Genomic DNA, 17937 nt, shown 5'->3' on the forward strand with positions numbered 1-17937 from the left:
TTTGTTAAGCTGACGGTACATCCATGCTACCGCAGCTCAACAAGGCGGCATCCATGCCGCCTGTCACGATAGTGTGTGATGAGAAAAATCTAGTTTTAGAAGGTTTGTCCATAAGCTGAAACTGGAGAAGAACTCAGAATGATTTTTTAGTTGAGTGTAAAGTTCAGCGGATTAACTAGGTAAAAGGGGCAGTCATGAACAGTATTCAAAATTTAGAACACAGTCGCTCCGATCAAACAGAAACAATCATTACAAAAACAACATGTCCCTATTGTGGCGTGGGGTGTGGCGTGGATGTCAGTGTCCAACCTAAATCGCATGGCACGACGGTACAAGTTGCGGGTGATCTGGATCATCCTTCAAACTTTGGACGACTCTGCATTAAAGGCAGTAATTTAGCCGATACCTTAGGCATGGAAACTCGTGTCTTACATCCCATGTTTGGCCGTAAAAACCATCGTCAAGTCACGACATGGGATCAGGCAATTGAGAAAATTGCAGAGCAGTTCCAAGCGTGTATTGATCAATATGGAGCAGACAGCGTTGCATTTTATGTCTCAGGGCAGTTGCTGACTGAAGACTATTATGTGGTGAATAAGTTTGTGAAAGGCTATTTGGGCACTGCCAATATTGATACCAATTCACGTCTATGTATGTCGTCTGCGGTTGCAGCGCACAAACGTGCCTTCGGTGAGGATATCGTGCCTGCCAGCTATGAAGACTTTGAACATACGGATATGGTGGTTCTGGTTGGTTCCAATACGGCGTGGTGTCATCCCGTACTATATCAACGCATCATGCAGGCGAAGAGCAAGAATCCAGATTTATTTGTGGTGGTGATCGATCCTCGTTTTACCAGTACCTGCGAGCAAGCAGATTTACACTTGCCAATTTTACCGGGTCAGGATGTGGCGTTATTTAATGGTCTGTTTCAGCATCTTTACCATCATGATTACATCGACCATCATTTTGTAGAGACTTATACCGAAGGTTTAGCGGCACTGTTAGCGGCGAGTGAAAGTGAGCAAGATTTTAATGCTTTAGTCAAACGAACTGGAATATCCGCAGAAAAATTACAGCTGTTTTTTGATAAGTTTGCTCAAACAGAAAAAGTCATCTCCTTGTTTTCGATGGGCGTCAATCAATCATCTCAAGGAGTCAATAAAGCCAATAGCATTATCAACTGTCATTTACTGACGGGAAAAATTGGCAAATTAGGTGCAGCTCCATTTTCAATGACCGGTCAACCCAATGCCATGGGCGGTCGAGAGGTTGGCGGACTGGCCAATATGTTGGCAGCACATCTAGATCTGGATAATCCTTCTCATCAAAATTTAGTCCAAAGCTTTTGGAACAGTCCTGTGATTGCCAAGCAAGCCGGCTTAAAAGCCGTTGATTTATTCCAAACGGTAGAAAGTGGCAAAATTAAAGCCATCTGGATTATGGCAACCAATCCTGTGGTGAGCTTACCCGATGCAGATCAAGTCAAACGCGCCTTGGAAAAATGTGAATTTGTCGTAGTCTCCGATATTTGTGCAGATACCGATACCACAGCCTATGCCGATGTCTTGTTACCTGCATTAGGTTGGGGAGAAAAAGATGGTACGGTCACCAATTCTGAACGCCGTATCTCAAGGCAACGTGCCTTTTTAAATCCGCCAAAACAAGCCAAAGCGGATTGGTGGGCGGTGGCAGAAGTTGCAAAAAAACTTGGTTTTTCAGGTTTTGAGTTTAGTAATGCCTGTGACATTTTTAATGAACACGCGGCTTTATCGGCCTATCAAAATGCCAGTGTTGATCAACGCGACCAAGTTGAAAACTTCCGCTATTTCAATTTAAAAGGTTTAATGAATTTAAGTCTGGATGAATATAACCATTTACGCCCAATCCAATGGCCTGTGTGGGAGAAAGGGCAAAGCATTGCTGTTGAACAGTTATTTGATCGAGGCAGTTTTAGTCATAACAACAAAAAAGCCAAGCTGATTCCTACCGTTGCCATTGATCCAGTGCATGCCATCTCCGAAGATTATCCATTGGTACTGAATACAGGACGTATCCGTGACCAATGGCATAGCATGACCCGTACGGGTTTATCGGCAAACCTCACCACGCATCGCGCTGAACCATTTTGTGAGATTCATCCGAATGATGCATTAAAATTTGGTATCCGTGATAAAGCTTTGGTTGAGGTTCGCTCGGAATGGGGCCGTTGTGTGTTGCGGGTGACTTTGGCACAAGGTGTGCGCCGTGGCCAAATCTTTGCCCCAATTCACTGGACTGAGCAGGTGGCTTCTGATGCAAGGATTGGTAAAGTGGTCAATCCTGTGGTGGATACGATTTCAGGAGAGCCGGAGTTTAAACATACCCCTGTAGCCATTCAGCCATTCCATACCACATGGCAAGGGGTACTCTATGTCCGTGAAGGCTTTGAACATCAGATTAAAGCATCTTTACAACGTTGTGCATGGTGGACCAAAATCAAAACTGCAAAAGCCATCCGTTATGAAATTGCTGATCGTCACAGTATTGATGAGACCCAAAAGAATCTGAAAAGCTTCCTGCCTTTTGTCGATGAAACCTATGAATGGTTAAGCCTTGAAGATATTTCATCGCAACTCAGTCATAGTGTGATTTTAAAAGACGGTATCCTGATTGCCAGTTTATATATTGCACCGGCTGAGTTATTGCCAAATCGGGATTGGGTGGCGAGTCTATTTAAACGTGAACGTTTAAGTGCTTTGCATCGTAAAGCTCTGTTGGCGGGTATGCCGATGTCCGCTGCAAATAATGATGGACCACTGGTTTGTAGTTGCTTTAAAGTGGGTAAAAATAAGATTATCGAAGCCATTAAAACGCAAAAGATCACGCATGAAAAACAAGTCACGGCCTGTTTAAAAGCGGGTGGCAATTGTGGTTCTTGTTTACCTGAGATTCGCGGCTTGATTAAAACCTGTCAATTGGAGGCAGAAGCATGAATACAGAATATCCCGCTACAGATCTGGTGATCTTGGCGGGAGGGCAAGCCCGCCGTATGAATGGCATGAATAAGCTGCTGCAACAGTTTGATGATCAGATTCAACTGTTAAAAATCTGTGAATATTTTAAGACTCAGGTTCAACACATTTGGGTGAATAGCCACCGTGATAACTCGATATATAAACAGATTGAACCTGATATTCAGTGTTATGCAGATGACCAAAATGGTTTTCTCGGACCCTTGATGGGGATGAAAAGTGCATGGTCACATTTGCAAGCCGACTATGCTTTATTCATTCCCTGTGATGTGACTTATATTCCCAATCAGGTTGTGCTCAAACTGCATCGTGCTTTGCAAAAGCAGCCGCAGGCACAAGTGGCTTATGTCAATATCAATGGAGATGCTTTATATCCATTTTGTTTACTTAAGCGAGAAAGTATATCGGTGTTGGGACAAGCGATTGCTGAGGATCGTTTAAGCTTACGTGAATGTTTTAAGCAACTAAATGCCCAAGTGGTACATTTTCAAAAGCAAAGCCTGTTCTGTCATAGTATTAACTCCTTGGATGAATTGCAGCAATACAAACAAATGAAAGCCTTTAAGCAGATGTTTTCAGACTAATCTTTGCTTAATTTACCCCATTCAATTAGATTGCTTTTAGACTGATCGCTGTGGCAATGAATAAAGCAGAACATGCAGCCAGCAATGAACTGTTGAATGTGTGATGAATAGAAAATAAAGCATTTGATAGCATTGGGCCAATGATCTGACCTAAGCCATAAACAACAGTCATCAAGGCAATTAAATTATTTTGTGCTTGGCGAGCGATACGCTGTGCCACCGGCATGACAATGGTCACCGTTCCCATAAAGGTTGCACCGACCAAGAATGCACTAAGTAAATAACCTAAAGTCGTTGGTAGAAGGACGGGCAATACAACACCGAAAGCCTGTAATCCTAAATTAGAAGATAAAGCGACTTGTGTACCAAAGCTGCTATGGATGCGATGCCAGAAAAAACAGGAAGGAATCGCACCTAAACCAAAGATTGCCCAGATCTGTGCAGCATCAAGATTCGGCAGGGCATTTCTGACCAATAAGGGTAAATAGGTTGCGGTAATGATATAGCCAAAACCTGCCAAGGCATAAATCACAATCAGAGCGTAGGCATGGGGTACTTTGCGATTTGTACTTGATATCTCATGAGTTGCAACAGTATTCGGTTGAGCCCGTGATAAACCAAACATCGCGATACAGCCAAGGATCAGACTGGATATGCCGAGCAATAACCACAGTAGTTTGCTGTGCCAACTGAGATGTGTGACGAAAACCAAAAGCTCGGCAGAAAGGGCAATCCCGAGACCAACCCCTGCATATAAAATAGGGGCTTGATGTGTTTGTTTCTGCTGTTCGAGTAGCCATAATGAGACGGACACCATCGCGAGAGCACTAAAAATGCCAGCCAAACCGCGAATCAAGATAATCAGGCTAATTGTGTTAATACAGCTCAACAGAATCAGACAAAATACGGTACCCATTGTGGCAACAATACTACCGAGATAACTCTGCTGGGGTTTCATCTTGATCGCAAATAAAGCACCCAACAGATAGCCCGCATAGTTCGCAGAAGCAGCCAAACTGGCATGCTGTAGATTGATGATGCCTTCATCAATCATATGCGGGTAGACCGCGGTAAACGCAAAGCGCCCGAAACCCATGCCAATTGCCATAATCAGCGCTGCACTGATTGCTGTTTGTAGGGCACTGTTTCTGTTTTTTGCTAGCTCAGTCATGACCTGTTTACTCCTACAATTAGTCGCTATGACTGATGTGCTCTAGAGCTTGTGCTTTGCCAAGAAATTTATAGTCAAGTAAATAAAGTCCATAGCTGAAAAAACTCAAAATACAAATTAAAAATAACAGCTTAGTTGCAGACATGGTTTGAATCACCTTTAGGTCTTGAGAAGCGAATAAGCATTTAAACAGGCAGCATTAATCATGTAAAATGATTTGAATTGATACCAACTATCTCTAATAGTGATGGCGATGCAGATTAAATCTTTAGAAATTTTTATGATGGTGGTGAAGTTAGGCAGTTTTTCCGAGGCGGCAAAAATGCTCTATACCGTACAATCCAATGTCACCAGTCATATCAAAAAACTGGAAACAGAATTGAATGCCGAATTGCTACATCGGCAGAATCCAATTCAACCGACCAGAGCTGGAGTACAACTGTATGGTTATGCTGAAAAAATGCTGCATCTACAAAAAGAGCTGTTAGACACGTTTTCCCATAATCAGCTGATAGCCAGTTTTCCTTTAGCGATTGGGAGTATGGAAACCACGGCTGCGGTTCGACTGCCAGCGTTGATCCGCGATTTACAACAGCACAGCCCAGATTTTCCTTTTACATTATCGACCGCACCCACACGAGATTTGATTGATTTGGTCCATGCATCCAAGCTGGATTGTGCATTTGTAGCACATCATGCACCGATTGATGGGATGTTTAATTTACATGTCTGGACTGAGCAATTGGTGCTTATTTCTTCAAAGCATGTACCTGAACGACTTACAAATGACGATCTGATTCAAAAGAAATTTATTGCCTTTAAACAAGGTTGTAGTTACCGCAAAGCGATTGATCAGTTCTTATCTGCACATCATTTACCCGCAGCCAATGTAATTGAAATGGGCAGCCTAGATGGCATTATCAGCTGTGTCAGTCTAGATGTTGGCCTTGCAATTTTACCGATCAGCTATGTACAGCAATCTCATTTTGCCCAAAGTGTGAAGATTCATCCCATTGACTCAGCTACAGCCCAGATCAATACCTACCTGATTGCACATCGTGATATGAGTACATGGGCAACCAATATGCATCATTTTATTGCGCATGTGAAAGGCATGAATCAGCAGCTTGAGGAAGAATCCAGCAGCTTTATGTAATCCTATAAAACAATCATGTCGATTGTGTATTTGTCGCCAAAGGTGATGCGCGTGTCGTGTTAAGTAAAGTCGACGTTCTCCTGAGTATTGTATTTTTTAGTCATATTGCTTCGGCACTGAATAAAAATACAAGATGGATAGGAAAATGACGTTGAATAAAGCGATACGGTTCTACGAAACAGGGACACCAGAGGTGATGCGCTATGAGGACATCGAAGTCGGTGCACCTGCGGTTGGTCAAGTACGTCTACGCCACGTAGCGGTGGGCCTTAATTATGCTGATACCTATTTCCGCGATGGGACTTATCCGATTCCCTTACCAAATGGTATGGGTGTTGAAGCCTCTGGCATTATCGAAGCGGTCGGTGATGGCGTAACCGATTTTGTAGTGGGTGATCGCGTCACCTATACCGGATTTTTGAATACGCTTGGCGCTTATAGCACCGAACGCCTTATTGCCGCAGATGCATTAATCAAACTCCCTGACGATATTTCCTGTGAAACTGCGGCTGCAATGACCATGCGTGGTTTAACGGCAGCGTATCTGATGCGTCGTATCTATGACTTTAAAGCTGGTGATTGCATTTTATTACATGCAGCCGCAGGTGGTGTGGGGCTAATCGTTTCGCAGTGGGCTAAACTGTTAGGCTTAACCGTGATAGGAACTACCTCTACGGCTGAAAAAGCAGCCGTGGCACGTGCCTATGGCTGTGATCATGTGATTAATTATAGCCATGAAAATGTAGCGGAACGGGTACGTGAATTGACCGATGGCATCGGGGTCAATGTGGTTTTTGATAGTGTGGGTAAAAATACCTTTATGGCCTCATTAGACTCGCTCAAACGCCGAGGCTTATTGGTTTGCGTGGGTACGGCATCAGGGCCAATTCCTGACTTTAATCCTGTGTTACTGGCAATGAAAGGTTCATTGTTTATCACCCGTCCTGCTTTGGCCGATTATATCGCCGATCCAGAAGAAAAAAGAGCCTTGGCCAAGGAGCTGTTTGATCATGTCAGCAGTGGGCGTATCAAAATCGAGATCAACCATCGTTATGCACTTGAAGATGCCGTACAAGCCCATCGTGATCTGGAAGCACGCAAAACCATAGGCTCATCCATTTTTGTAATTTGAAGGGATTTCTGATGCAAATTGAACAGTTAACTTGCAATATCGGCGCAGAACTACGTGGTGTCCACTTAGCCGATGCGATTCATGATGATGGATTATTTGCTGAAATTCGGGCGCAATTGCTGAAACATCGCGTGGTGTTCTTGCGTAATCAGCAGATGACACGGGCTGAGCATGTGGCTTTTGCCGAACGCTTTGGGCCGTTGGAGGATCACCCTGCGGTGGGTAGTCACCCTGATCACCCAGGTTTGGTGCAAATTTATAAACATCCTGACAGTCCGATTGACCGGTATGAGAATGCGTGGCATAGCGATGCCAGCTGGCGCAAAATTCCACCGATGGGCTGTGTATTGCGGTGTGTGGAATGCCCACCCGTTGGCGGCGATACCATGTGGACCAATATGGTCATGGCCTACGAAAATCTGCATGACGATATCAAGGAAAAAATCGCACCTTTACGTGCCTATCACAGTATCGAAGCCAGTTTTGGGGCTGCCATGCCCATCGAAAAACGTCTGGCATTGAAGGCACAGTTTCCCGACGCCGAGCATCCTGTGGTACGAACACATCCAGAGACAGGCGAGCAGATTCTCTACGTCAATGCATTCACCACCCATTTTAGTAACTACCACACTAAAGATCGCGTGCGTTTTGGGCAGGATGCCAATCCGGGTGCTGGAGATTTACTGCGTTACTTAATTACCCAAGCAGCAATTCCTGAATATCAGGTGCGCTGGAGTTGGGAGCCGAATAGCATCGCCATTTGGGATAATCGTAGTACCCAACATTATGCCGTGATGGATTACCCGCCGTGCCATCGCAAAATGGAACGGGCAGGTATCGTCGGTGATGCGACCTATTAAATTTCAGATCCAAACTTTTTAACTTAATAGCGTTTTATAAAATACAAACAGGAGATGCACATGCAATTCTTTGATGATTCTTTGCACCCAGAAAATATGGAAAAAGTGGTCATTACCGTTGCACCCTATGGCCCAGAGTGGATGCCAGAAGACTTTCCAGAAGATATTCCAGTGACCATGGATGAGCAGATTCAGAAAGCGGTGGAATGCTATGAGGCTGGTGCAACAGTGCTGCATTTGCATGTACGTGAACTGGATGGTAAAGGTTCTAAACGCTTGTCCAAGTTTAATGAACTGATTGCCGGGGTGCGTGAAGCCGTACCCGAGATGATTATTCAGGTCGGTGGATCGATCTCCTTTGCACCTGAAAGCGAAGGTGAAGCGGCTTTGTGGCTCAGTGATGATACCCGTCATATGCTGGCTGAATTAACACCAAAACCAGATCAGGTCACGGTCGCAATTAACACCACCCAAATGAACATCATGGAGTTGCTCTATCCAGAATATCTGGAAGGCACATCTTTGGCACATCCTGCAATTCAGGAAGCTTATGCTGAAATGACTGTGCCAGCTGGACCAGCATGGGTGGCAGAGCATTTAAAACGCCTTTGCCAAAATAATATTCAACCACATTTTCAACTGACAGGAATGCATGGCCTAGAGACCCTAGAACGGATGGTACGTAAAGGCTTATACATGGGACCATTGAATTTAACTTGGATTGGCATTGGTGGCGGATTCGATGGACCAAATCCATTTAACTTCTTTAATTTTATTCACCGTGTACCAGATGGCTGCACACTGACTTCGGAATCATTGCTTAAAAATGTATTGCCATTCAATACCATGTCGATGGCGATGGGTTTTCATGCACGGGTTGGTAATGAAGATACCATTATCGATCATCGTGGTCAGCGTTTCTCATCTGTACAGCAAATTCAGCAAACTGTACGTATTGCACATGAATTAGGCCGTGAAGTGGCAACAGGCCCTGAGGCACGAGAAATCTACCGGATTGGAGTGCAATATCAAAGTATTGAAGAAACTTTGCAGGCCAATGGCATGTCGCCAAACCGTCAACCAAAACAGAAAGGTGTGCCTCAGCGCCATTAAGCCAGAGCAGCAATGGATTGAACGTCACAATAAAATGCAGTACTCAGCAAGCGTATTCAAATAGCAAGCCACGTACTGCAATTAAAAATAGCAATGATAACAAGACAACAAGGAGGTCCCTATGGGTGCTCATCCATATACCGTGCATACGGATCATGTTGATACCTCAATGAAGGTCCCGCGCCGTTATGCGTGGCTGGTATTTGCGCTGACATTTGGCTTGTTGATTTCAGACTATATGTCTCGGCAAGTACTGAATGCCGTATTTCCATTGATTAAAACTGAATGGGCCTTGACCGATAGCCAACTTGGCTTATTAAGCGGCATTGTGGCCCTGATGGTGGGTATTTTAACCTTGCCCTTATCCTTACTGGCGGACCGTTTTGGACGTGTGAAAAGCTTGGTCATTATGGCAGTGCTATGGAGTTTGGCGACTTTGGGTTGTGCTGTTGCTGAAAACTATCAGCAAATGTTTGTGGCCCGTTTTATGGTCGGTGTGGGTGAGGCTGCTTATGGTAGTGTTGGCATTGCAGTGGTGGTGGCGATTTTTCCACGCGAAATGCGAGCCACGCTAGCCAGTGCTTTTATGGCAGGTGGCGTATTCGGCTCATTTCTCGGCATGGCACTGGGCGGTGTGATGGCTGAGCATTTTGGCTGGCGCTGGGCATTTGGTGGCATGGCGTTGTTTGGTTTGATCTTGGCCTTGCTTTATCCCATGGTGGTTAAAGAAAAAAGAGTCAATCAAAGCAGAAAAACATCCCACAACACTCAGAAACAGCAACAGAGCAAACAATGTTTAAGCACGATTTATTCAAGTCGATCAGTGCTCGCAACTTATATCGGTAGTGGCTTTCAACTGTTTGTTGGCGGAACTGTCATTGTCTGGATGCCGAGTTATTTAAATCGTTATTACGGCATGAATACCGATTCCGCAGGTGTATTGGCCGCCGTGATTGTACTGTGTAGTGCGGTCGGGAGCATTCTATGCGGCATGCTCAGTGATCGCTTTGGTCAAAACAACCCAGACCGTAAGGTGAGTTTAGCGATTGGCTACTGTCTCGGGAGTTGTTTACTTCTTTCGATTGCGTTTGCAATGCCTGCGGGAAAATCTCAATTGTTGCTGATATGCATGGGCATGTTTATTGCGTTGGGAACCAATGGCCCATCCAGTGCGATGGTGGCCAATCTGACGCATAACAGCGTACACAGCACAGCTTTCGCGACCTTAACCTTAGCCAATAATTTGTTGGGATTGGCACTCGGTCCTCTAGTTATAGGCAAGCTCTCCGATGTGGTTGGTTTAGATCATGCCTTTCAATGGATGCCTTTGGTCAGCATGGTCGCGGCAGCCGTGTTTCTCTATGCCAAAAATTACTACCACCAAGATATTGCACGATTAACTGAGCAAGCAGTTTTACCCAATCTAGACAGTACTCGTTCATGTGGTGCGGAAGAAAAATGATGATGCGTGAATTAAATATCGATGTCTTTTTTGATTTTATTTGTCCGTGGTGCTTGATCGGCAAACGTCAGTTACAGGCTGCAATTGCGCAATTACAGCAAAGTGATCCTGAGGTTGAAGTCATTGTACATTGGCATGGTATGCAGTTACTTCCTGAGATTCCGATAGCTGGTGTCGATTTCAAACAGTTCTATCAAAATCGATTGGGCAGTTTAGACGCTGTAAAACAACGGCAAACCCAAGTGCGTCAGGCAGCCAAGACAGTTAGTGTCGAGCTGCATTTTGAAAAAATCAAATGGATGCCAAACACCGCCCAAGCCCATCATATGTTTCAAAGCGTTGTTCAGCTGGGAACAGCACAGCAAGCCGAGCATTTACTGGAACAACTTTTTGCTGCCTATTTCGAGGCAGGTGAAAACCTTGGGGATAGCACTGTGCTGAAAAGGATTCTCAAGCAATCTGGATATTCGGTAAATGAACAAGGTCGTGGATGGACGGAGTGCAATCCAGCGATTCAATCCACCTATACAGGGGCAAACGGCGTACCTTATTTTATTTTTGATGGTTATCTGACTCTGGCAGGTGCACATTCGGTCGATGTGCTTTATCAAGCCATGTTAGAGGCCTTGGTGGTACAGGGATAAATACAATGACTGTTCGTTTTCAGGTTCCACAAGAAAAAATCCCAGCATTAGGTGCAAGAGCCTTTCTGCAAATTGAGGGAAAGAATATTGCACTGTTTCATATCGGCACACGGTTTTATGCGATTGAGGATCGCTGTCCGCATCAAGGTGCTTCTTTATTTTCTGGCAAATTAGAAGGACAAGCGATTCGTTGTTGTGCCCATGGTTTGATTTTCGATCTGGCGACAGGATATATGTTGAATTCGAAGCATTTAAAAGTGGCGGCATATCCAGTTGAATTCGATGCAGAACAGCTATTTATCCTGATCGGTTCAGGAGAAAACAATGACTAAATTCATGGATTTTCGTCTGCGCACCCGTGAGTTGATGCCAGGCTTCATTGTCAGTAGCGTTGTCGCAGCAGCAGCCTGTTTTTTATCAGAGCATTATGGTGCACCCGTGATGTTATTTGCTTTGCTGTTGGGAATGGGTTTGAACTTTCTTTCTAGTGAAAGTCAATGTAAAGCAGGCATCGAATTTACGGCACGAACAGTGTTACGCATCGGGATTGCCTTGTTGGGGATGCGGATTACACTAGGACAAATCACGGCTTTGGGTTGGCAACCGATTGTACTGGTGATCACATTGGTGATCGTGACGATTTCGGTTTCCGTGATAACGGCCAAAATTCTGGGTTTCAAAAAACTTTTCGGAATGCTGACAGGCGGTGCAACCGCAATCTGTGGTGCATCAGCAGCCTTGGCTTTGTCCGCTGCATTTCCGCAACATCCCCAAAAAGAGAAAGCCACGCTATTCACCGTGATTGGGGTTTCTGCACTGTCGACACTGGCTATGATTATCTATCCGATGATTGCACGATGGTTAGAACTATCGCCACAGCAGGCAGGTGTGTTTTTAGGGGCAACCATCCATGACGTCGCACAAGTGGTTGGCGCGGGTTATAGCATGTCGCCAGAAACAGGCGATACTGCTACCGTAGTTAAATTGATGCGGGTTGCCATGTTATTGCCTGTCATTATTTGCGCGGCAATGATCACACGTATGCAAGGCGGAGACGCTACAGGCAAACATCCACCTTTATTGCCTTGGTTTGCAGTTGGTTTTTTAATTCTTGCCTGTATCAACAGCACCGGTTGGGTTCCAAGTATGCTGCAGCAAGGGGTGAATGAATTATCGAAATGGTGTTTGGTGATTGCAATTAGTGCTTTAGGCATGAAAACACAATTGAAGGAACTGGCTTCTGTTGGAATCAAGCCAATTTTGCTGATGCTGGGTGAAACCATTTTCCTGGTCGTGCTGGTTTTACTGTTGATGCATTGGATGTTCTAGAGACTACTATCTCAGCAACATACGACTTTTGAGATCAAAGATGATTAAACCAGCTTCGATCTCAAAGTCTTATGATTAAGACTTCATAACCGTCTTATTGTTATTACGCCAAGTTGTGGGTGACATACCAAATTCACTGCTAAACCAGCGGGTAAATGAACTTGGCATCGAATAGCCTAAAATATCCGAAACTTGCCCAAGCGAATAATTCAGGTTTTTGAGATAGCGGAAAACCAGATTGCGACGCACATCATTGATCAGCACACTGAAGTTGGTATGTGCTGCTTCCAGACGGCGCTGCAAGGTACGGACATTGACGCCATGGGTATGAGCGACTTGATCAATGGTGGCACGTCCCATAGGCAGAAGCAGATGTATACTTTTACGAATATCAAAAATAATCGAAGATTCACTTTCCCGGTGCAATAAATCCGTTTCAAGAAAACGTTTGGCGTGTGCCAGCATCGTGGTATTGGCATGAGGGTTGGTTTTGTCCAGTTCCGTTGCATTGCAAACAATACCGTTAAATTCGCTACCGAACTCAAGCGAGCAACCAAACATCCGTTGGTGCATGGCTGTATCATGCGGAGCATCATGGGTAAAATGAATGCTCAACGGCTGCCATTTTTGCAAAAAAGCAGCACAGAAACGATGGGTAATGCCTAAAGCAAGCTCGATGGCTTGGCGGCTGTATTCTGTTGCTGCAGTAATTACCTCGACTCGAATAATGACGGTATGACCGACTTCTTCAATATACATTTCCAGTGCATTATTGATCAGGTTTCGATACTGAACAATGGTATATAGCCCATCACGCAAGGTATGTTGATAACTCAATAATAAACTTAGCTCACCAAAATCTGCGAGTTGGCGTTGTTCTGCCATATGCAAACCGAAGTATTCACAACCACTCAATTGGGCTGATTGTTCCAGCAACGTCACCGCTTTGTCTACGGGAATACGCTGCGTACTGTCTTGAAGTTGCGCAGGGTAAATGCCTGCATCGGACAACAGTTGGTATGGATTCAGGTCTAATTGCTGACTGACAGCTAAATAATTTTTAAGCACAGCAGTGTGGGCAAGTGGCACCATGCTGATCTCCCGATTTTTAAAATAACCTTCCTAGTTATGCTGTATTTATAACTAAAATACGGTGTTTGGAAAAGTACTAAGACTTACATAAATTCATGTTGGCATGATGATTATTGTTTTTGAAGCGACTTTTTCTGCAAAGTATATTGATATATATGAGATCGTTTGAAGCGTGCTGTCATCAAATGAAAAGTGGCTGTCGTGCCATGTATATCCGTCGTTCTATTGACCCTCTATGTTGAATATGACGTGCTGCGTCCCCGTTATTTTTATCAAAACAAGGGTTGATTGGTGTAAAGATGGAAAAAATACAAACAAAGGCAACGGTTTTAATTATCCCTGGTTTACGTGACCATGTGGCTTCGCATTGGCAAACCATTTTAGAAACACGCTTAGCCAAGGTCCGTTCAGTGCCACCTTTGCAAGAAGATAAGCTCAACTGTGCAAAACGTGTTGCTGCGATACAGGCTGAACTGGAAAAAATACAAGGTCCAGTGATTCTGGTGGCGCATAGCGCAGGGGTACTGATGGCGATACATTGGGCCGCGCGATATCAACATCCTATTCAAGGGGCATTGCTGGTGACACCACCAGACTTGAATGACGTTTGGCCAGAACATTATCCTTCGCCCAAAATGCTCAGACAAGCAGGATGGTCGCCATTGCCTAATCAAGTGCTGCCATTTCCAAGTATTGTGGCGGCTAGTGTTAATGATCCACTAGCGCATTTTAATGCCGTGGCGGCAATGGCGAAAACATGGGGCAGTACAGTCATTAATCTAGGCGCTGTCGGACATCTTAATCCTGTATCTGGGTTTGGTCCTTGGCCTCAGGCAGAACAGTTGATTCAGCAATTGGATGGGCAGGCTGATCAACCAAGCCTGATTGCATAATTAATCTTGCTACAAACCAACCTAAAACATTGTCTTATGCCGAGCCATGTTTGGCTAGATTTCTTTGATTTCGCATTTAAGTAAAGCATGCCTTGAAGCATAAAGACCCATCGAAAGGCAGGGTTTGAGCCCAGTTGCTTAAAACAAAAATAGAACGACCTGAAAATGATTGCATTTTGCTGAATGGGTCAGGTGTTAATTATTCATACATCATATCGATATGGAGATGGTATGGTTTGTCATGTTAAACATTCAAGTGAACAAATAACTGCTCGTGTCCTCGCTCAAACAACAGTGCTGTTGGGACTGCTGTGTTCACTTTCAGATGCTTCAGCATCCCCTTATAAAATCAATGAAGACTGGAGTTTAGAGAGCAATACCACGATTGCGCTGGGTGCGAGTTGGAGTACCCAAGCGCCATCAGCCTCATTGTTATATAAACCCGATGCCAATCATATGGGTAAAAATGGCTTGAGTGTAGATATTAACGGTGATGATGGTCGGGCCAACTTCGATCGTGGTGATGCCATTTCACAAATCGTTAAAGGTTTAACCGAATTTCGTTTAAACGGAGCACAGCAAGGTGCGGTGTTGAGCGCCAAGTATTGGTATGACCATTCCTATGAAACAGGGCAAGGTGATTTAAAGCCTTTCGATGATTCTGAATGGCCAAACTTGGTGAAGTTTAAAGGAATTGAGTTATGGGATGCCTATCTTTGGAAAAATATCGAATTTGATTCCAAGCAGTCTCTCAACCTGAAACTGGGTAAACATCGCTTGAATTGGGGGAAATCCCAATTTTTTCAAAATGGCTTGAACTCGGTCAGCGCCTTTGATTTTGCTGCCATCAATCGACCTGCCAGTGAAGCCAAAGAACGGATAATTCCAGTTGAGATGTTGTCTTTTGAAGCCGCGATTCAACCTGACTTAAAACTAGAAGGATTCTATCAATTCAAATTTAGGCCTTCTGTGGTGGATGGTTGCGGGACGTTTTTTGCGATTTCGGATTTTGTTCCGGAAAATTGTGGCCCGATTATGCTAACCGTGACACCGGGGGATAAATTAACGGAAACTGCCGCTAAGGCGCAAACTTATATCCCTCGTTCAGCCAGTCATTATGCAAAAGACAGTGGGCAATATGGTGTTGCACTGAAACGGAAATTATCGAGCCTGAATCAAGCTGAATTGGGTGTTTATTTCGCCAACTATCATAATCGAAATGCAAACTTTGATGGTATCGCCGTGACTGCTGCTGGCGTTGAAAACTTTAAAACGGCACGTTTTTTTTCTATTTATCCTGAAAATATCAAGATCTATGGTCTAAGCCTGAGTGGAAAGGTCGGTACAACCCAGCTATTCAGTGAGTTGAGCTATAAACCCAATCAACCCTTACAGCTGAACGGAACAGATATTGTCTATGCTCAGGTGCTCTCAAAAGAAACGCCACTTAAACCTGTAGGTGTTGCTGCTGAGTTTGGCGAGTATCTGCAAGGATATGTCCGTCTGCCAGTCACACAATTCTCCATTGGCGCCACTAATAGCATTGCAGGCATTTTAAAAGCAGATGGTTTGTCTTGGGGTGCAGAATTCGCTGTGAATCATATCGCTAATATTGGCAATCATCGCTTTGGTCGAGTTGGGGTTTTTGGTCGCAGTGAATTATCAACAGGCGCTTATGATTCAGAAACAGGTGACTTTAAGTGTACGCCCTATGGCACAGCAAACCTTCCGAATGATGCTGTTGATCGTTTGAATGAACGTTATTGCAATAAAGACGGTTTTTTTAGTGAATGGTCCTATGGTTACCGCCTACGCGCGGCATTAAGTTATAAAGACCTTTTACCTGCAACGGTGATTACACCTAGTTTAACTTTCCGCCATGATATATCTGGATATAGCCAAAATTTTCAGCAAGGGCAAATGAGTCTGGCAGCAGCAGTATCGGCAAATTTTCGACAAAAATATTCAGCAGAAGTGATCTATCAAAATTTTTTTGGTTCAAATGAGTTTAGTACCATTGATGATAGAGACTTTATATCGCTTACCTTTAAATATAGTTTTTAACTCATTCAACATAAATAAGGTCAGTAATAAGCAATCAAACAGCATGGCTTTTGTCACGCTGTTTGAATGTTTAAATAAAGGGCTTTAAGCTTTTGCCAGATAATTTTGCATTTCTTCTGCAGGAACCATTCCACCACCCGTTCCCCATACAATATGATTGGCGTGCTGTAACTGCTGCTCAGTAAATTGGTGCAAATCGATATAAGCTTGATGGTTGCTGATTAAAATTGGCCCTAACATACCTGCGAGTGCAGATGGTTCAAGTTTAAGGTTTTCAGACTGGTTGAGCATTCCGAGCAAGCGATACATGGTTTGATCGTCCAGTGTATAAAAACCGTCTAATAATCGATGCATGGCACGACCAACAAAGCCCGAAGCACGTCCTACAGCGAGGCCATCTGCCGCCGTAATATTATCAATACCAATATCCTGAACCGAAATTTCATCATGTAAACCAGTGGCTACACCGAGTAACATACAGGGAGAATGAGTAGGTTCGGCAAAGATACAATGGACATGATCGCCAAAGGCCATTTTTAGACCAAATGCAACGCCACCAGGCCCGCCACCGACACCACAAGGTAAATAAACAAATAAAGGATGTGCTTGATCCACAACAATACGCTGTTGATCCAACTGTTTCTTTAAACGTTCACCGGCAACGGCATAGCCTAAGAATAATGTTTTGGAATTTTCATCATCAATAAAGAAGCAATTCGGATTTTTCAACGCCGCTTTTCGACCTTCTTGTACCGCAATGCCGTAGTCTTGCTCATATTCAATGACCGTCACACCATGAGCGCGTAATTTATCTTTTTTCCATTGCCGTGCATCTGCTGACATATGCACGGTCACATCAAAGCCCAGCTTTGCACTCATGATGCCAATAGAGAGGCCAAGATTACCCGTTGAACCTACCGCGATGCTGTATTGACTAAAAAAGGCTCTAAATTCTGGGCTATTCAGTTTGGCATAATCATCGTCAAGAGTGAGTAAATTGGCTTGTAACGCAAGCTGCTCGGCTCGATAAAGTACTTCATAGATACCACCACGTGCTTTAATCGATCCAGAAATAGGGAGATGACTGTCTTTTTTAAGCCATAACTTTCCAGCAATTTTTTGATTATAGTGTCTTTCAAGCGACTGCTGCATATTTGAAATAATGCTTAGCTCAGATTCGATAATGCCATGAGTTGCAGCTGTTTCTGGAAAAACAGCCATCAGATAGGGCGCAAAGCGCTGCAAACGATCTCGTGCATCATCAATATCATGTTGAGTTAGGCCCACATAGGGCAAGCCCTGATCTAGGGTCGTAAAATCAAGATTAAACCAAATGCTCTCTTTAAGTTCGATCAAGTCTTTAACAATTGGATAATGTAAAACAAGGTCTTGAATTTGATTCGAATTCATTTGATTTCTCATA

At 44.1% G+C, this 17937-nt stretch carries 15 protein-coding genes; 12 read left to right on the forward strand and 3 right to left on the reverse strand.

Annotation, left to right across the window (positions count from 1 at the left end):
* Positions 1 to 194: 194 nt before the first annotated feature.
* Entirely contained in the window at positions 195 to 2975 is a 2781-nt protein-coding gene (locus F993_RS13925; RefSeq protein WP_004653237.1) for a nitrate reductase, read from the forward strand.
* Positions 2972 to 3598, forward strand: coding sequence for a molybdenum cofactor guanylyltransferase (mobA, locus tag F993_RS13920; protein WP_004653238.1), 627 nt, complete (start codon positions 2972 to 2974; stop codon positions 3596 to 3598). The genes F993_RS13925 and mobA overlap by 4 nt, the downstream gene beginning before the upstream one ends.
* Before the next feature lie 25 nt (positions 3599 to 3623).
* On the opposite strand, the gene F993_RS13915 is transcribed toward mobA, so the two are convergent.
* Positions 3624 to 4769 (reverse strand): YbfB/YjiJ family MFS transporter, encoded by a 1146-nt coding sequence (locus F993_RS13915; protein WP_004653239.1) that lies wholly within the window; start codon positions 4767 to 4769, stop codon positions 3624 to 3626.
* 247 nt (positions 4770 to 5016) lie between these two features.
* On the opposite strand from F993_RS13915, the gene F993_RS13910 reads away from it, so the two are divergent.
* The 8 genes from F993_RS13910 to F993_RS13875 all read left to right on the forward strand — a co-directional run bounded on the left by F993_RS13910 (position 5017) and on the right by F993_RS13875 (position 12465).
* A complete protein-coding gene (locus tag F993_RS13910; protein WP_004653241.1) occupies positions 5017 to 5925 on the forward strand; it encodes a LysR family transcriptional regulator in 909 nt (302 codons plus the stop codon).
* 145 nt (positions 5926 to 6070) lie between these two features.
* Positions 6071 to 7057, forward strand: a complete 987-nt coding sequence (locus F993_RS13905; RefSeq protein ID WP_004653242.1) for a quinone oxidoreductase family protein — start codon at positions 6071 to 6073, stop codon at positions 7055 to 7057.
* An 11-nt stretch (positions 7058 to 7068) separates the two neighbouring features.
* Complete coding sequence (locus F993_RS13900) at positions 7069 to 7917, forward strand: TauD/TfdA dioxygenase family protein (protein WP_004653243.1); 849 nt, start codon at positions 7069 to 7071, stop codon at positions 7915 to 7917.
* 60 nt (positions 7918 to 7977) lie between these two features.
* Positions 7978 to 9030, forward strand: coding sequence for a beta-keto acid cleavage family enzyme (locus F993_RS13895; RefSeq protein WP_004653244.1), 1053 nt, complete (start codon positions 7978 to 7980; stop codon positions 9028 to 9030).
* Positions 9031 to 9151: 121 nt separating this feature from the next.
* Entirely contained in the window at positions 9152 to 10492 is a 1341-nt protein-coding gene (locus tag F993_RS13890) for an MFS transporter (protein ID WP_004653245.1), read from the forward strand.
* Positions 10489 to 11136: a DsbA family oxidoreductase gene (locus F993_RS13885; protein ID WP_004653246.1), complete on the forward strand. Its 648-nt coding sequence runs from the start codon at positions 10489 to 10491 to the stop codon at positions 11134 to 11136. The genes F993_RS13890 and F993_RS13885 overlap by 4 nt, the downstream gene beginning before the upstream one ends.
* 5 nt (positions 11137 to 11141) lie before the next feature.
* Positions 11142 to 11468, forward strand: coding sequence for a Rieske (2Fe-2S) protein (locus F993_RS13880; protein ID WP_004653247.1), 327 nt, complete (start codon positions 11142 to 11144; stop codon positions 11466 to 11468).
* Entirely contained in the window at positions 11461 to 12465 is a 1005-nt protein-coding gene (locus F993_RS13875; RefSeq protein ID WP_004653249.1) for a YeiH family protein, read from the forward strand. Before F993_RS13880 ends, F993_RS13875 begins: the two co-directional genes overlap by 8 nt.
* 75 nt (positions 12466 to 12540) lie before the next feature.
* Here F993_RS13875 and F993_RS13870 read toward each other — a convergent pair whose 3' ends face one another.
* Positions 12541 to 13557: an AraC family transcriptional regulator gene (locus F993_RS13870; protein WP_004653250.1), complete on the reverse strand. Its 1017-nt coding sequence runs from the start codon at positions 13555 to 13557 to the stop codon at positions 12541 to 12543.
* A 299-nt stretch (positions 13558 to 13856) separates the two neighbouring features.
* Between F993_RS13870 and F993_RS13865 the strand changes: the two genes are divergently transcribed.
* Entirely contained in the window at positions 13857 to 14450 is a 594-nt protein-coding gene (locus F993_RS13865) for an RBBP9/YdeN family alpha/beta hydrolase (RefSeq protein WP_004653251.1), read from the forward strand.
* Between the two features lie 231 nt (positions 14451 to 14681).
* Entirely contained in the window at positions 14682 to 16514 is a 1833-nt protein-coding gene (locus tag F993_RS13860; RefSeq protein ID WP_004653252.1) for a DUF1302 domain-containing protein, read from the forward strand.
* A gap of 84 nt (positions 16515 to 16598) precedes the next feature.
* Here the strand turns inward: F993_RS13860 and dsdA are convergent, their stop codons facing one another.
* Complete coding sequence (gene dsdA, locus F993_RS13855; protein WP_004653253.1) at positions 16599 to 17924, reverse strand: D-serine ammonia-lyase; 1326 nt, start codon at positions 17922 to 17924, stop codon at positions 16599 to 16601.
* Positions 17925 to 17937: the final 13 nt, after the last annotated feature.

Origin of the sequence: Acinetobacter proteolyticus, from assembly GCF_000367945.1 — a bacterium.
Classification (GTDB): Bacteria; Pseudomonadota; Gammaproteobacteria; order Pseudomonadales; family Moraxellaceae; genus Acinetobacter; species Acinetobacter proteolyticus.

Excerpts from the sequence above, each read along its gene's own strand:
- F993_RS13925 (WP_004653237.1), top strand. The coding sequence starts at position 195 with ATGAACAGTATTCAAAATTTAGAACACAGTCGCTCCGATCAAACAGAA.
- mobA (WP_004653238.1), top strand. The coding sequence starts at position 2,972 with ATGAATACAGAATATCCCGCTACAGATCTGGTGATCTTGGCGGGAGGG.
- F993_RS13915 (WP_004653239.1), bottom strand. The coding sequence starts at position 4,769 with ATGACTGAGCTAGCAAAAAACAGAAACAGTGCCCTACAAACAGCAATC.
- F993_RS13910 (WP_004653241.1), top strand. The coding sequence starts at position 5,017 with ATGGCGATGCAGATTAAATCTTTAGAAATTTTTATGATGGTGGTGAAG.
- F993_RS13905 (WP_004653242.1), top strand. The coding sequence starts at position 6,071 with ATGACGTTGAATAAAGCGATACGGTTCTACGAAACAGGGACACCAGAG.
- F993_RS13900 (WP_004653243.1), top strand. The coding sequence starts at position 7,069 with ATGCAAATTGAACAGTTAACTTGCAATATCGGCGCAGAACTACGTGGT.
- F993_RS13895 (WP_004653244.1), top strand. The coding sequence starts at position 7,978 with ATGCAATTCTTTGATGATTCTTTGCACCCAGAAAATATGGAAAAAGTG.
- F993_RS13890 (WP_004653245.1), top strand. The coding sequence starts at position 9,152 with ATGGGTGCTCATCCATATACCGTGCATACGGATCATGTTGATACCTCA.
- F993_RS13885 (WP_004653246.1), top strand. The coding sequence starts at position 10,489 with ATGATGATGCGTGAATTAAATATCGATGTCTTTTTTGATTTTATTTGT.
- F993_RS13880 (WP_004653247.1), top strand. The coding sequence starts at position 11,142 with ATGACTGTTCGTTTTCAGGTTCCACAAGAAAAAATCCCAGCATTAGGT.
- F993_RS13875 (WP_004653249.1), top strand. The coding sequence starts at position 11,461 with ATGACTAAATTCATGGATTTTCGTCTGCGCACCCGTGAGTTGATGCCA.
- F993_RS13870 (WP_004653250.1), bottom strand. The coding sequence starts at position 13,557 with ATGGTGCCACTTGCCCACACTGCTGTGCTTAAAAATTATTTAGCTGTC.
- F993_RS13865 (WP_004653251.1), top strand. The coding sequence starts at position 13,857 with ATGGAAAAAATACAAACAAAGGCAACGGTTTTAATTATCCCTGGTTTA.
- F993_RS13860 (WP_004653252.1), top strand. The coding sequence starts at position 14,682 with ATGGTTTGTCATGTTAAACATTCAAGTGAACAAATAACTGCTCGTGTC.
- dsdA (WP_004653253.1), bottom strand. The coding sequence starts at position 17,924 with ATGAATTCGAATCAAATTCAAGACCTTGTTTTACATTATCCAATTGTT.